This window comes from Streptococcus parasanguinis CC87K, assembly GCF_000507765.1.
GTDB lineage: Bacteria > Bacillota > Bacilli > Lactobacillales > Streptococcaceae > Streptococcus > Streptococcus parasanguinis_J.
On sequence record NZ_KI669403.1, the window covers coordinates 73487 to 88356 of the forward strand.

Consider the following 14870-nt stretch of genomic DNA (forward strand, 5'->3'; position numbering starts at 1 on the left):
ATTGTCGAGCAAGACGCAGTGGTTGAGCGCTCAAAGCACTGCTTTGAGGTGGCGGATAGAACTTGCGAAGCAAGTATCCTAAGTCTTTGTTCGCTTTTTAAGCTTCAAAGATGCCCTATGTTGACGGAAACTATGTTTCCTTTATCTGCAACCTTCAACAGTCTCCCAGACTGTTGAAGCTGTCCCACTCTCTCTTTCTTACAATTCAGCAATTTGGTTCAAATTCACTTCTGCAACTGTATCGTTACCAAACATAGAAATGACCATTTTCACCTTGTTGTTATCAATTTCAGTGATCTTACCAGTATAGTCTGTGAAGGCACCGTCGATGATACGAACCGTATCGCCCACCTTGACATCCAAATCAAACTCTTGAACGGTTTGACCCATAGAGAGCAAGATGCTGCGGATTTCTTCTTCCAACAATGGAGTTGGTTTTGAACGGTTCCCGTGTGATCCGACGAAACCTGTAACGTTCGGTGTATTCCGAACGACAAACCAAGCTTCATCTGTCATGACCATTTCTACCAAGACATAACCTGGGAAGCGATTTTCTTCGATTTCTTTGGTTTTACCGTTTTTCTCAACTTGTACGGTTTGAGTTGGAATCTCTACGCGCAAGATGTTTTCTAACATATTGTAAGTTTGCGCACGTTGCAAAAGATTCTCTTTTACCTTATTTTCATATCCTGAGTAGGTTTGTAGTACAAACCAGCCTTTATCAAAACTGTCCATTTGGGTATCCTTTCTTTCTGTTTAGCCTGCTCGAGCTTTTGTGAACATACTAAAAAAAGCCTCTTGGCTTTCCTTTTCCTAGCTTCATTATACCACATTTTGCAGGAATGCAAAGAGGTTTGCTGATTTATTTTTAAGAAAAGACTACAAAAAGTGGGACCCTGAGGATCCCACATGGCTTCTTTTCTTAAAAGAAATTGATCATGTGCAATAGGCCACGTGCAATGACTTTGTCGAACAAATAAATCAATGCAACAAAGAAAGCGGTGTACTCAATCACTGAGATAAAGTTTTTCCATCTTTCCTTGCGATTTGGCCAAGTTGTATCTTTTAGTAAGACGAAAATATCTTTAATGAATTTCACAACTCTCTCCTATCGTGTTTCTTTATGGATGGTATACTTGCTGCAATGTTTGCAGAATTTATTGACTTCTAGACGTGTTGGTTTTGGCGTCCCACTCAACTTAATGGAGTAATTGCGTGACCCACAAACCGTACACGCTAGACTTGCTTTTTTTAATGCCATAACGCCTCCGTTCACCCCATTATAGCAAGTTTTCCACGTTTTGACAAGGACAGAAAATCTCCTGTCAAGAAAAAAGCAAATCTAAAGCGTTATCACTCTGGTTTTTTCCTCATTTTTGGTAAAATAAAACAAAAGGAGACGAATATGAAAAGTGATAACCTAAAAGAAAGTAGAAATATCGAAGACCGTCGAGGGCAAAGCTACTCCCAATCTTCAGGAAACAGTAACCTTGGCGGGGGGATTTTACAGATCTTACTATCGCCTGGAAGCTTCAAGAGTAAGATCATCATTATCCTCCTCATAGTCTTTCTAGGAGGAGGAGCTAGCCTTGGGGGTCTCTTTGGAAATGGGACTTCTTCTCAACCTTACCAGTCCACCCAAGTCACGCGCACCAACAAGACCCATGTCGATGATGCAGATGCTGAGTTCGTCAGCAAGGTCCTTGCCACAACAGAAGATCATTGGCACAAGGTCTTTCAGGCCGAAGGACGCACCTACCAGGAGCCCAAACTAGTCTTCTATACCGGACGGACAAAGACAGGCTGTGGAGTTGGGCAAGCATCGGCTGGTCCCTTCTACTGTCCAACCGACAAAAAGATTTATTTGGATATGAGCTTCTACAAGGAATTGACAACCAAATACAAGGCTAGCGGTGACTTTGCTATGGCCTACGTCATCGCCCACGAAGTCGGCCACCACGTACAAAACGAGCTGGGAATCCTTGGCAAATACCATCGGATGCAACAAGGTCTTTCTGAAAAGGAACGAAATGCCATCAGTGTCCGCATTGAGCTACAAGCCGATTATCTAGCCGGTGTCTGGGCCCGCTCGATTCAAGACCGAAACCTTCTAGATATCGGCGATATCGAAGAAGCCATGAATGCAGCCCATGCCGTCGGGGACGACACTCTCCAGGAGCAAGCCTACGGCTACTCGGTGCCAGATAGCTTTACCCATGGAACTTCGGAACAGCGCATGCGCTGGTTCAAACGGGGCTACCAGTACGGGGATCTCCAACACGGCGATACCTTTAGCTTGTCAGATAGTGAACTTTAAACAAAGGTCTATTCAGAAATCCTTCTGAATAGATCTTTTAGAATATAGATAAATTGCATTTTACATAAAACAACTTAAGTGACGTTGAAAAATTAAAATAATTAATACTATTAGGATCATTTCAACAGAAACTTTTCGCCGTGAGAAAAGTGCTAGAAACACTAGTGTTTCTAGCACTCGGGAGTTTTGGAAGTAAAACAGTTCGGGGAACTGTTTTAGCATGAGCCTAAAATTTGAAAAGCGAATGGGTTCAAAACGAATCGAACACGGGCTGCGGATCGTGTCAAAAAGATAAGTCTTCCTAGAATCTAAAGATTCTGCGTCAAACTTCCTATTTTGACTTTATCCGCGAACGCCCTTTGTATCTTAATTTAGTCATGGAACTTCTTCGAAGTTCGCTGACATCCGTACTCACCTAAGGAAAGTTTCTAAGAAGACTTTGTCTTCAATCTGCAAAAAACGATTCAGAAATTCCTCTGAATCGTTTTTTGATTAGAAACCAAGCCAGCCTTTAAAGGTATCCCAAGCGTTTTTTGCTTTTCCTGGGATATCGGCCTCATCGATTGCTTTTTTCGCATCATCGACCATATTCGACGCCTTCTCTTTGACATCCTCAAAGAAACCTTTGTCTTCTTTGCTATCTGTTTCTGTCGTTTCTTCTCCGACTGGCGCAATGCCATTTTCAGCATAAGAGTTCTTCACCGAGTCAAACTGGGTACCGTCTGTATAAGGCAGGACACTATTGGCAACATTGCGGAAGATCTCTGATGCCGTTCCAGCACTACTGTCCGTCAGGTAGTGATTTTCATCGGTCGTTGGGAAACCAAGCCATTGACTGATGACCACATCTGGCGTGTAGCCGATCACCCATTGGTCTCCAGAGAGGTCCTTGTTAAAGCTGGTCTCTGTCGTACCGGTTTTCCCTGCCATGGTATAGCCATAAGGCGCAGCGTTCACCCCTGTACCATTACTGAAGGTACCAAGCATCATATTGGTCATCTTATCTGTCGTTGAACCACTAAGCACTCGAGTTGATTTCTGGCTGTGGCTCTTGACCACTTGGCCACTTGCATTTTCGATCTTGGTAATGAGGTGAGCATCATTCATGACCCCGCCGTTAGCAAAGGTTCCATAGGCCTGAGCCATCTGCATCGGATTAGTTGTCACACCAGCTCCCAAGGCAACGGCAAGCGACTTGTCCACCTTGTCCATGTTGAGTCCGAATTTTTTCCCGTATTCAAAGACCGTATCGAGACCCAAATCATTAGCGGTCGCTACGGCTGGAAGGTTAAGGGACTCTGCCAAGGCCTGGTACATCGGTACCGTTGGGCTAGACTGGATTCCCGCATAGTTATTGACCTCATAGCTTCCATATTGGGTGGTACTATTGTCCAACTCCTTATTGGTCGACCAACCTTCAGCAACAGCTGGGCTATAGACGACTAAAGGTTTGATGGTTGATCCTGGACTACGAGCAGCCTGGGTAGCGTAGTTGTAAGTACGGAAACCTGGATTTTGATCGCTGCCGACACGCCCTACGAGAGCCCGAACCCCTCCGGTCTTAGGATCAAGCGCCACACTACCAGATTCCGCGCGCGTGCCGTCTTCTGCTACTGGGAAGAGGGCCGTATTGTCATAGATCACCTGCATGCTTGCTTGGTAATTTTGATCCAGCTCGGTGTAGATCCGGTAGCCATTTTTGACAATGTCTTCTTCGGTCAGGCCGTATTCATTGACCGCTTCATTGATGACCGCATCAAAATAGGATGGGTAGCGGTAATCCTCCGACTTGCCTTCATAGGCATCGACCAGCTGGCCATGGATATCGACAGCAGCCGACTGATCAGCCGTTTTCTGGTCAATATAGCCAGCCGCCACCATATTTTGGAGGACCGTATTGCGGCGGTTGGTCGCATTCTCTACTGAATAGAGCGGGTTATAGATCTCCGGTCCCTTGAGCATGCCTGCGAGAACCGCTGACTGATCTAGGCTTAATTGACTGGCTGAAACCCCAAAATACTTTTTGGAAGCATCCTCAATTCCCCAAACCCCATTTCCAAAATAGGCATTGTTGAGGTACATGGTGAGGATCTCTTTTTTACTGTATTTTTTATTAATTTCAAGTGCCAGGAAGAATTCCTTGGCCTTACGCTCCACCGTCTGGTCCTGAGACAGGTAAGCATTCTTAGCTAGCTGCTGGGTGATGGTCGACCCACCACCTGAGCGACCCAGGGTCAAAATCGCTAAGAAGAAGCGACCATAGTTGATCCCGCTATTCTTGTAAAAGCTCCGGTCCTCTGTTGCGACCACGGCATTTTGCAGATTCTCACTAATGGCATCGAGTTCGACATAGGTTCCTTTTTGCCCGGTCAAACTTCCCGCCTGGTCCCCATTCTTATCATAGATAATGGTGGTCGCCTTCAGTGCATTCTGCAAATCTTTGACGTTGGTCGTCTTTGCGAGGTAGAAGAGATAGCCCCCTGTCAAGAGGCTAAAGCCTAGCCCAATGATCAGGAGAATCTTGGTCAAATGGAAGCGGCGCCAAAAACGACGGAAAGGATGCTGAGAGAGAGGCTTGCTTCTGTGCTTGCCTGAGCGACTATAGGTCGGCTCTACTGTCTCTTCCGGTAGTTCCGTGTCTGGCACTTCTTCTGCCACCGCTTTGGGCGGATGATCCTTTCTAAAAAAAGTGATCAGGTTTTCAAATAATTCTTTTATTCTATTCATACCTGTTATTGTAACACCTTATCCTTGTCCTAGCAAGAAAAGATAGCTCCTCGCTATTTCTCATTTAGTTTTCTTTAAGCTTAGATTTTGCTACAATAGGGTCATGAACTATCAATTTACCATTCCACAATCCTTTCCCCAAATGACTGTGAAAGAGCTCCTTGAAGACTACTTCCTCATCCCCCGTAAGATCCGGCATTTTTTACGGGTCAAAAAACACGTCTTGGTGAATGGAGAGACCATCAACTGGCAGAGCCCCGTTCAAAAAGGGGATCAGATCCGGCTGATCTTTGACGCAGACGATTACCCTGAAAAAGAGCTCCCAGAAGGAGACCCCAGTCTCGTCGAAGAACTCTATCAGGATGAGCACGTCATCATCGTCAATAAGCCCGAAGGCATGAAAACCCATGCCAACGAACCGATGGAAATTGCTCTTCTCAACCATGTTTCCAGCTATGTTGGATCCACCTGCTACGTCGTGCACCGGTTAGATAAGGAAACCAGCGGAGCGATTTTATTTGCCAAGAATCCTTTTATTCTGCCTATACTCAACCGAATTTTGGAAGATAAAAAAATCCAACGCGAGTACTGGGCCTTGATCCAAGGAAATTTAGCGCAAAAAACTATCGTCTACAAGGATAAAATCGGACGCGATCGCCACGATCGGCGCAAGCGCCTGGTCGATCCACGAAAAGGTCAGTATGCAGAAACTCAGGTGACGCAACTGAAAAAAATCGGGCGAAACAGCCTGGTCAAATGCCAACTCAAGACAGGGCGCACCCATCAGATCCGGGTCCATCTCTCCCATCATGGGCACCCGATTGTCGGGGATCCTCTCTATAACCCTGCACGCGGAGAGCGACTCATGCTCCATGCCCACCGCTTGACCTTCACTAATCCATTAACGCTTGAAACCATACAAGTTGAGGCGCCTTCCAAGAGTTTTGAAGAAGGATTGGGAGACTAAAAAAGAAGCCACAGGATTCTTTTAGATTGAAGACAAAGTCATATTAAAAACTTTCCTTAGGTAAGTACGGACGTCAGCGAACTTCTACGAAGTTCCATGACTAATTATTGAGCCTAAGGTCTCAATAATTCCGAGTGCCTGAATCGTTATTGTTTCAGGCACTTTACTCACTGCGTAAAGTCTCCAGTCATTATCGAATAATTCAAAAGATAAAAATCATTTAAAACAATTGACAGAATCTCTCATTTTATTTTAAAAACTTATCTGCATTCAAAAAAGAAGCCACAAAAAGAGGCTGGACAAAAACTGTTCAGCCTTTTTATATTTGATAGAAATAACTGTATGACGCAGTGGTTGATTGGCATCTTTGTTCGCTTTTTAAGCTCCAAAGATGACCTAATCAACTGTGCGGGGGTGGGAAGACGAACTCTTTTTAACTAGTCAGAGTTCTTTCCCACTCCCTTTTTATTATTGATAGCGAGGGGTTGCAAATCCACGGATATTGCCATGTCCGATTCGGTAGGTATTGCGACGGACTTGGTTGTTGGAGTTTCCTTCAATGGTATGAATGATCCCATTTGAGACGCTCTCGACAATTCCTATGTGATCCGCAAAGCCATTATTTTGTTGGCTATTTTGATCCCAGTTAAAGGTGATGATGTCCCCTGCTTTTGGTGTAGTGGTACCATCTTCATTCCAGATGCCCAAGCGTTTGAAGATCTGGATGTGACGTTCGACTCCACATTCACGACCAATCAAACCACTCAAACCTTCCCGCTGGAAGACTGTTGTGACAAAGATATCACACCAGTCATCGGTCGTCTTCACTGCATAACCAACCGGAAGCGGTTTGACACTGTTATAATCATTGACCAATTGTTGGTGAGCTGCAGTTCCGCCACGAACGCCCACTAGACTAGCTGCTGCCCGTAAGACACGGTCCCGTTGTCCATTCGTTACACGAGGACTAAAAGCAGTTTGATCTACTGTCGCACGGGGATGAAGGGCTGTTTGACCAAGGTTAAAGCCTTCAACGCCACCATCGACATAATCCACATAGACGTGAGTGGTATAGTTGCCTGATTGGTACTGGTGATTTGCTGCAGAGACCTGCACTTCTGTATGCATTCCAGAAGGTGCTGTTGAATACCAGAAAAGATTTTCTTGGTGTGCTTGAGACCAGGCTGCGACACGGATGTTCTTAATCCGACGGCCCTGAGGCGCTTGATCCACCGTTACCGTATAGGTTCCAGCACCAGAATTGACATTCTTGATCCCTGTTTGTGTCTTCGTCTGGGCATTTCGGAACTCAACTTCTGTAGTCGTTGAACCGACACCCACACGAGAACCATCATTTTGAATATAGTAAAGGTGAATATGGTACTTACCAGTAGAGTTTTTGTGGTCGCTCGCTTTGACCGATACCTTGTAGTCTCCATTTGATTGGCGAGTCGCTTCATACCAGCGAATATCGTCTTGGCCGTCCTTATCAGACCAAGTAGGGACTTGTACAGTTCGCACACCTTTAGGGCTGTATACATCCTTGATAATGACGTCAAAAGTACCCGCATCCTTGTTGTTGTTTTGGATTAAGAGACTAGCAGTTGGACGTGATTGATTTTTGAAATCAATAAAGGCTTTTTTGACAAACTTGTTTTGGCCTTTGGCATCCACATAGAAAACTTGCGCTTCATACTGGCCATCAGCGTTTTCGTGGTCACTAGCTTTGGCTGTTACAGTATATGAACCGTCTGCTTGACGTGTCGGAGTGTACCAGATGATATCTTTCATCCCATTGGCATGAGACCAGAATGGAATCTTCACTTCTTTATAACCATCGAAACCTTGGAGGTTCTTAGCTGTAATAGTGAAAGTCCCGTCTGACTCTGATTTTGTAATGGTCAGATCAGCAGATGGTTTAGGAGCTGTGTAATCGATAAAGGCTTTCTTGACAAACTTGTTTTGGCCTTGGGCATCCACATAGAAAACTTGCGCTTCATACTGGCCATCAGCGTTTTCGTGGTCACTAGCTTTGGCTGTTACAGTATATGAACCGTCTGCTTGACGTGTCGGAGTGTACCAGATGATATCTTTCATCCCATTGGCATGAGACCAGAACGGAATCTTCACTTCCTTGTAGCTGTCGAAGCCTTGAAGGTTCTTAGCTGTAATGGTAAAGGTGCCGTCTGACTCTGATTTTGTAATGGTCAGATCAGCAGATGGTTTAGGAGCTGTGTAATCGATAAAGGCTTTCTTAACAAACTTGTTTTGGCCTTTAGCATCCACATAGAAAACTTGCGCTTCATATTTGCCATCAGCGTTTTCGTGGTCACTAGCTTTGGCTGTTACAGTATAAGAACCATCTGCTTGGCGACTTGGAGTGTACCAGATGATGTCTTTCATCCCATTGGCATGAGACCAGAATGGAATCTTCACTTCTTCATAACCATCCAAGCCTTGAAGATTCTTAGCCGTAATGGTGAAGGTGCCGTCTGACTCTGATTTTGCAATAGTCAAATCTGCAGAAACTGGAGATTCCTGTTGAGGAACACTCTCATTTCTTGCTGCTACCACTCGTGCGCGTGCGCCATATGGTGCACGACTAGCTACCACAGCTGGTGCTGGTTGCTCTGATACAACCTTGTCGCTAGTGCCCTTGTCAGAAGACTGGTTATTGCTAAGAGTCGGTGTGACAGGTGCTGCCTCTGTTGCAACGGTATTTTCTGTCTGAATACCTTTCTCAACTACTACTCCTTCGCTCACGGTATTCTGTGCTTCTGATGAAGTTGTTGCAACGACAGCTGATGTATTTTCTGGTATTTGATCAGACGCATGTTGCTCATCGGCTTTGACTTGTTGTGTCGAGAAAGCCAACAAAACGGCTGTCCCAGCATAAAAAATAAGATCTTTCTTTTTCATGTATCTTCCTTACAATTTTTTATACGGATTGTACCCACATAGTAGTATTATAGCACAAACCGCCGGATCAAGAAACAATATCGTGAGAAGAATCCTATTTTTAAAGAAAACAGAAGGCCAGATTGGCCTTCTGATTAGCTTATGCAAAAATTGAGAAGAAAGGTGCTCCAAGCTTGTTATCCATCGGGTCCTTACTCTTAATAGAGTGAAGATAATTGATAGAGTACCAGCCGTTGTTGCCGCTATTATATGGATCGCGAACATAGGTTCTTCCATTATCATAACCATGCAAGACCAATTCATGAGTATAAGGATCACTAGTAAATTGGCTATTACCTACTGCAGCAAGTACATGCTTGCCAGCCATGAGGGCTTCTGCAATGCCTCCAGCTCCATTAATCAATTGGCTCTTCAATCCCCAGTTACGAGTGGCAGCTACAATCCCATCAGAATCTGTTCCTGCTTCACCTTTGTTGAATGAATCAGTATTGTTGTAGAGATAATCAGCTACTGTTGTTGGCAAAATAGTTCTACCTAGGATATCTGTAAAGGTCATAGCAAGAGAGGTTGGCACACAACCTGACTGATCGACATTGCTCACACCGTAATATTTCCCAGCCCAACGAGGATCCCGTTGAGAATAATAGGTTGTTTGTGGATTCACCTTTTGATTTCGTGGAGACAAGGCTGTCTGACCGAGGTTAAAACCTTCAACTCCCCCATCTTTGTAGTCTACATAGACGTGAGTGGTATAGTTGCCCGCTTCATTACCGTGATTATTGGCAGAGACAGTGATCTCTGTGTGCATACCTGTCGGCGTTGCGGAATACCAGTAAAGATTTTCTTGGTGCGCTTTCGACCAAGCTGCGACACGAATATTCTTAATCTGACGTCCCTGAGGTGCTTGATCTACAGCTACTGTATAAGTCCCGTTCGTTGCATTGACATTCTTGATAGCAGCTTGCGTCTTGGTCATGGCATTTCTAACTTCTACGTCTGTAGTAGTGGTACCAATACCGATCCGAGATCCATCATTTTGAATGTAATAAAGGTGAACATGGTACTTACCAGTAGAGTTCTTGTGATCGCTTGCTTTGACTGATACCTTGTAATCTCCGTTCGCTTGGCGTGTTGCTTCATACCAGCGAATATCGTCTTGGCCATCCTTATCAGACCAAGTAGGGACTTGCACAGTCTGCACCCCTTTAGGGCTGTAGACATCCTTGATGATAACATCAAATGTTCCTGTATCCTTATTGTTGTTTTGGATCAAGAGAGTGCCGGTTGGACGAGATTGATTTTTGTAATCAATAAAGGCTTTCTTGACAAACTTGTTTTGGCCTTTAGCATCCACATAGAAAACTTGCGCTTCGTACTTGCCATCAGCGTTTTCGTGGTCACTAGCCTTGGCCGTTACAGTATATGAGCCATCTGCTTGACGAGTCGGAGTATACCAGATGATATCCTTCATCCCATTGGCATGAGACCAGAATGGAATCTTCACTTCCTTGTAGCCATCGAAGCCTTGAAGGTTCTTAGCTGTGATGGTGAAGGTGCCGTCTTTTTCTGATTTTGTAATGGTCAGATCAGCAGATGGTTTAGAAGCTGTGTAATCGATAAAGGCTTTCTTGACAAACTTGTTTTGTCCGTTAGCATCCACATAGAAAACTTGCGCTTCGTATTTGCCATCAGCGTTTTCGTGGTCACTGGCTTTGGCCGTTACAGTATAAGAACCGTCTGCTTGACGAGTTGGCGTGTACCAGATGATGTCTTTCATCCCATTGGCATGAGACCAGAATGGAATCTTCACTTCCTTGTAGCCATCGAAGCCTTGAAGATTCTTAGCCGTGATGGTGAAGGTGCCGTCTTTTTCTGATTTTGTAATGGTCAGATCAGCTGCGACAGCATTGGCCGGTTTTGTCGCCGTATAATCGATAAAGGCCTTTTTCACAAATTTGTTTTGACCTTGGGCATCCACATAGAAGACCTGTGCTTCATACTTGCCATCAGCATTTTCGTGGTCACTGGCTTTGGCTGTTACGGTATAAGAACCATCTGCTTGACGACTTGGAGTGTACCAGATGATGTCTTTCATGCCATTCGCATGAGACCAGAATGGAATCTTCACTTCCTTGTAGCCATCGAAGCCTTGAAGGTTCTTAGCTGTAATGGTGAAGGTACCGTCTTTTTCTGATTTTGCAATAGTCAAATCAGCTGATACTGGTGTCTGATTTTTCTTTCCAATGGCTACTGTCGTCGTTGTTCCGCCCACACCCGTCATTTGTCCATTATTCTGAACATAGTAAAGATGGACATTGTAAAGACCGGTTGAGTTTTTATGGTCCGCTGCTTTTACATTGACGGTATAGGTCCCATTTGCTTGACGATTGGCTGTATACCAAACAAGGTCATCTTGACCGCCTGTTTCTGACCAGATCGGTACAGAAACGGTTCGAACTCCATTTGGTGCCTTGACATTTGAAATGACAACGTCAAAGCGGCCCGTCATAGTATCGTTATTGACAATGTCAATCTTCCCACTTAAGCTGCCTTCTGTTGGATCCGCTGCAGGTTTTGCGTTCGCTGTAAAGCGACCGGTATAGTCTACACTGTGGTCAAAGAGGTGTTTTCCTGGAAGCAATTCCGCTTGAGAAGTGAACTGCCAGGCGCCAGCTTTCCCATTGTAACGCAAACTTTTCGCATCATTTACAGATAATTTTGGAGAAGGGTATTGGGCAACCCAGAAATTTTGAAGGCCAAATTGAGCGGTGTTGACAGGACCTTTCTTGCGAAGATTGTTTTCATCCAACCAGCTAGCACTGGTGTAGAACATCAAGTTGCTGTAGCCATTTTTACGCATTTCGTCCGCCCAAGCTTGGGTGTTGCGGTTAATGTTTGGCTGCATCTTGGCATCCTCAAAGTCATTGACCATGAGGGTGTTCTTTGGAAGATTCAAGCGTTGCGCTGCTGCGATATAGAACCGTGCTTCTGCACGCGCTGCTTCCTCAGAAGTATAGCGTGAGAAGTGGTAGGTCGATACTTGCAGACCCGCAGCTTGTGCATTACGAATTTGGTTCTCCGCATTCGGGTTCTTGTACCAAGTGTCTTCTGTCAATTTGACAACGACAACGACACCGCCTACACCTTTATTAGCTAGGGTACGGTAGTCGCCTATACTAATGTCTCCGTTATGGCTACTCACATCAACGAATGATTTTGGCTGAACCGCTACATCTGTTGAGCGACCAGCAGGAGCGTGAGCGCCTGTGTTAAAGAAGGTCGTGCTTCCTGCATCAGACGGAAGAGGAGTTTCCTCTTTCTCAGTAGTCGATACTTCTGTAGCTTTCTCTACAGATGAGGTTCCACTTTCTGAAGCCGCGACCTTGCTCGCAGGTGCTACAGACTGTTCAGTCACATTTGCTGGTGCTGCATAGTTGCTTGCGACAGGTGCTACCGACTTTTCAGCAACGGCTACTTCTGGCGCTTTTTCAGCTTGGACTTGGTTGCCTTCAGTAGTAGCGGCCTCGTTTGAAACCAGCTCATCTGCACGGACTCCCTGAGCAGAAACAGCCATCAAGACTGCCGCTCCGGCATAAAAAATAAGATCTTTCTTTTTCATATAAACTTCCCTTTATACAAATTTTATACGTTAATCATTTTACCACACGGTTTCAGCGATGAAAAGTTTTATAAGGCAAATTTTTAAAATTAGTGATATTTTTTTGAAAAACTAAAAAAGAAGTCTGTCTGACTTCTTTTGATCTTATGATAAATGCTTTAAGGCTGTCTTTAAATAGTGACCATCTCGGATTTCCTGACCAACATGCTTGGCATTGTCTACCAAATCTTGGTAATCGGCATCTGAAAGATTGTCGATTGTCTCCTTCAAGTCATGAAGAGACTCCACTGCAATCCCACAGCCCTTCTCAAGCACAAAGTGAGACAAGGCTGACTGTTTCCACACCACCAGCGGGAAACCCGATGCTAAATAAAGCGAAGCCTTGTGCGAGTTGTTGTAGCGAAGGTACTCGCCAAAGACACCACTACAGGTTTCCGCACTATCCCCATCCCAGACAAGCCCAAAACCACCCTCAAGGGCTGCAGGAAGCTCATCCGGTAGGAAGGATCCAAAGTAAGTTTCATTCTCTAAAGCTCTACTTTCATCAAAACCAACACCATAGAGATTATAGGCAGGTTCTGCAGGAAGACCATAGAGATAACCAGCTTTTTCCTGGGCCAAATTACCTGCCACAATCATCGGCTGGTCTTTTGTTTGGCCACTTTTCTCTTGGAAATTTGGAATCAAATAGTCGAAAATGCCAAGGCTGACAATCTTATCTTCCGCAATTCCTTTATCCACCAACACAGATTTCATAACCGGGTTGTGGGCGATGATCCCATCAGCTGCTTTGAGAAAACTTGCTTCTTGAAGGTACATCCGAATTCTGTGTTTTAAAGGTAGTGAAGTCATGTTGGCATGGCGAAGCACTTCTAGGTCATGAATCAAGAGATAGACTTTAATCCCTCTTTTTTGTGCTTTTTTAACCAAATGGGTTGAGAAAAAACTATGGTGAAGCATTGGAAACTGGATCAGCAACTCATCTCCTTGCTTTAGTTGATCCAAGGCTTGACCAAAAGCCTTTGCCTTATGGCGTTGAGCCGCAAGGGTACTCATCTGATACCAATTGTCGACAGAAAGGACCAAGGGATGATAGCCTTCTTCTTTCACAATACTTTCTACGTCATTGCGTGCTTTATTTCCTGCGTTCTTTGCGTTGACATCATGCAGGAATTCTTCTTTTAAGTAGTATTTCATAGATTATCGTTTCTCTTAATCAAACTCATTTGCTACGACTTCTAGAGCACGCTCAATAACCACGTGCATGTCGTAGTATTTATAGTCTGCTAGCCGTCCACAGAAGATGACTTTGTCATTTTTTGCTGCTTCTTCTTGGTACTTGGCAAACATGGCGTTGTTCTTTTCATCATTGATTGGGTAGTAGGGTTCATCCCCACGTTTCCAGTCAGCTGGGTACTCACGTGTGATAACTGTCTTGGGTTGTGTACCATACTCAAAGTGCTTATGCTCGATGATCCGAGTGTAAGGAATCTCACGCTCTGTGTAGTTGACCACGGCATTCCCTTGATGATTTTCTTCATCTAAGATTTCGTGTTCAAAACGAAGACTACGGTACTCCAACTCACCGTGTTTGTAGTCAAAGTACTGGTCAATCATTCCTGTAAAGACAACTTTATCAGCTGAAGCTTCTAGCTCTTCACGATTGGCAAAGAAGTCAACACCAAGTTCTACTTCTACATCGCCCAACATATTTTCAATGATGACGTTGTAACCACCGATTGGAATTCCTTGGTAACGGTCATTAAAGTAGTTATTATCAAAGGTCAAACGAACTGGTAGACGTTTGATGATAAATGGTGGAAGATCTGTGGCAGAACGCCCCCATTGTTTTTCAGTGTAGCCCTTAATCAACTTTTCGTAGATATCTGGACCGATCAATTTGATAGCTTGTTCTTCCAAGTTCTTCGGTTCAACATCTTTCATGTCAGCTGTCTGCTCGGCAATCTTGTCCTTGACTTCTTGAGGAGTCTTGGTGCCCCACATAGCATAAAAAGTATTCATGTTGAAGGGAAGATTGTACAGACTGCCCTTGTAGTTAGCTACTGGTGAGTTGATATAGTTGTTGAATTCAGCGAACTGGTTGACATAATCCCACACTTTTTTGTTGGAGGTATGGAAAATGTGGGCACCGTACTTATGGACGTTGATGCCTTCAACCTCCTCGCAGTAGATATTTCCACCGATGTGATCTCGCTTGTCAATCACTTTTACTTTTTTACCACGTTTTGTAGCTTCATGTGCGAAAATGGCTCCAGACAAACCAGTACCAACAATCAGATAATCGTACATAGTAGACTCCA

At 44.5% G+C, this 14870-nt stretch carries 10 protein-coding genes; 2 read left to right on the top strand and 8 right to left on the bottom strand.

The genetic code is table 11. The features are described 5' to 3' along the window. Positions 1 to 198: 198 nt before the first annotated feature. The 3 genes from nusG to rpmG all read right to left on the bottom strand — a co-directional run bounded on the left by nusG (position 199) and on the right by rpmG (position 1261). Positions 199 to 735, bottom strand: coding sequence for a transcription termination/antitermination protein NusG (gene nusG, locus HMPREF1195_RS08545; RefSeq protein ID WP_003002077.1), 537 nt, complete (start codon positions 733 to 735; stop codon positions 199 to 201). Positions 736 to 922: 187 nt separating this feature from the next. Beyond that, the gene (gene secE / locus HMPREF1195_RS08550) at positions 923 to 1099 is read right to left on the bottom strand and encodes a preprotein translocase subunit SecE (protein WP_003002261.1); all 177 of its coding nucleotides are present in this window, start codon (positions 1097 to 1099) and stop codon (positions 923 to 925) included. A gap of 9 nt (positions 1100 to 1108) precedes the next feature. After that, entirely contained in the window at positions 1109 to 1261 is a 153-nt protein-coding gene (rpmG, locus tag HMPREF1195_RS10825) for a 50S ribosomal protein L33 (RefSeq protein ID WP_003009043.1), read from the bottom strand. Positions 1262 to 1405: 144 nt separating this feature from the next. Between rpmG and ypfJ the strand changes: the two genes are divergently transcribed. Further along, positions 1406 to 2317, top strand: coding sequence for a KPN_02809 family neutral zinc metallopeptidase (ypfJ, locus tag HMPREF1195_RS08555; RefSeq protein ID WP_023919834.1), 912 nt, complete (start codon positions 1406 to 1408; stop codon positions 2315 to 2317). Between the two features lie 492 nt (positions 2318 to 2809). Here the strand turns inward: ypfJ and pbp2a are convergent, their stop codons facing one another. Then, positions 2810 to 5044: a penicillin-binding protein PBP2A gene (pbp2a, locus tag HMPREF1195_RS08560; protein WP_023919836.1), complete on the bottom strand. Its 2235-nt coding sequence runs from the start codon at positions 5042 to 5044 to the stop codon at positions 2810 to 2812. 103 nt (positions 5045 to 5147) lie between these two features. Here pbp2a and HMPREF1195_RS08565 point away from each other — a divergent pair, with 103 nt between their 5' ends. Further along, positions 5148 to 6011 (top strand): RluA family pseudouridine synthase, encoded by an 864-nt coding sequence (locus tag HMPREF1195_RS08565; RefSeq protein WP_023919838.1) that lies wholly within the window; start codon positions 5148 to 5150, stop codon positions 6009 to 6011. A 468-nt stretch (positions 6012 to 6479) separates the two neighbouring features. Here the strand turns inward: HMPREF1195_RS08565 and HMPREF1195_RS08570 are convergent, their stop codons facing one another. From HMPREF1195_RS08570 to glf, 4 genes are all read right to left on the bottom strand, one after another. Next, the gene (locus tag HMPREF1195_RS08570; RefSeq protein WP_023919840.1) at positions 6480 to 8930 is read right to left on the bottom strand and encodes a GBS Bsp-like repeat-containing protein; all 2451 of its coding nucleotides are present in this window, start codon (positions 8928 to 8930) and stop codon (positions 6480 to 6482) included. Between the two features lie 139 nt (positions 8931 to 9069). Beyond that, positions 9070 to 12549 (bottom strand): GBS Bsp-like repeat-containing protein, encoded by a 3480-nt coding sequence (locus HMPREF1195_RS08575; protein ID WP_023919842.1) that lies wholly within the window; start codon positions 12547 to 12549, stop codon positions 9070 to 9072. A 144-nt stretch (positions 12550 to 12693) separates the two neighbouring features. Beyond that, entirely contained in the window at positions 12694 to 13746 is a 1053-nt protein-coding gene (locus HMPREF1195_RS08580) for a glycosyltransferase (RefSeq protein WP_023919844.1), read from the bottom strand. A 15-nt stretch (positions 13747 to 13761) separates the two neighbouring features. After that, positions 13762 to 14859, bottom strand: coding sequence for a UDP-galactopyranose mutase (gene glf / locus HMPREF1195_RS08585; protein WP_023919846.1), 1098 nt, complete (start codon positions 14857 to 14859; stop codon positions 13762 to 13764). Positions 14860 to 14870: the final 11 nt, after the last annotated feature.

Coding starts and splice junctions, on each gene's coding strand:
- nusG (WP_003002077.1), bottom strand. CDS start 735: ATGGACAGTTTTGATAAAGGCTGGTTTGTACTACAAACCTACTCAGGA.
- rpmG (WP_003009043.1), bottom strand. CDS start 1,261: ATGGCATTAAAAAAAGCAAGTCTAGCGTGTACGGTTTGTGGGTCACGC.
- ypfJ (WP_023919834.1), top strand. CDS start 1,406: ATGAAAAGTGATAACCTAAAAGAAAGTAGAAATATCGAAGACCGTCGA.
- pbp2a (WP_023919836.1), bottom strand. CDS start 5,044: ATGAATAGAATAAAAGAATTATTTGAAAACCTGATCACTTTTTTTAGA.
- HMPREF1195_RS08565 (WP_023919838.1), top strand. CDS start 5,148: ATGAACTATCAATTTACCATTCCACAATCCTTTCCCCAAATGACTGTG.
- HMPREF1195_RS08570 (WP_023919840.1), bottom strand. CDS start 8,930: ATGAAAAAGAAAGATCTTATTTTTTATGCTGGGACAGCCGTTTTGTTG.
- HMPREF1195_RS08575 (WP_023919842.1), bottom strand. CDS start 12,549: ATGAAAAAGAAAGATCTTATTTTTTATGCCGGAGCGGCAGTCTTGATG.
- HMPREF1195_RS08580 (WP_023919844.1), bottom strand. CDS start 13,746: ATGAAATACTACTTAAAAGAAGAATTCCTGCATGATGTCAACGCAAAG.
- glf (WP_023919846.1), bottom strand. CDS start 14,859: ATGTACGATTATCTGATTGTTGGTACTGGTTTGTCTGGAGCCATTTTC.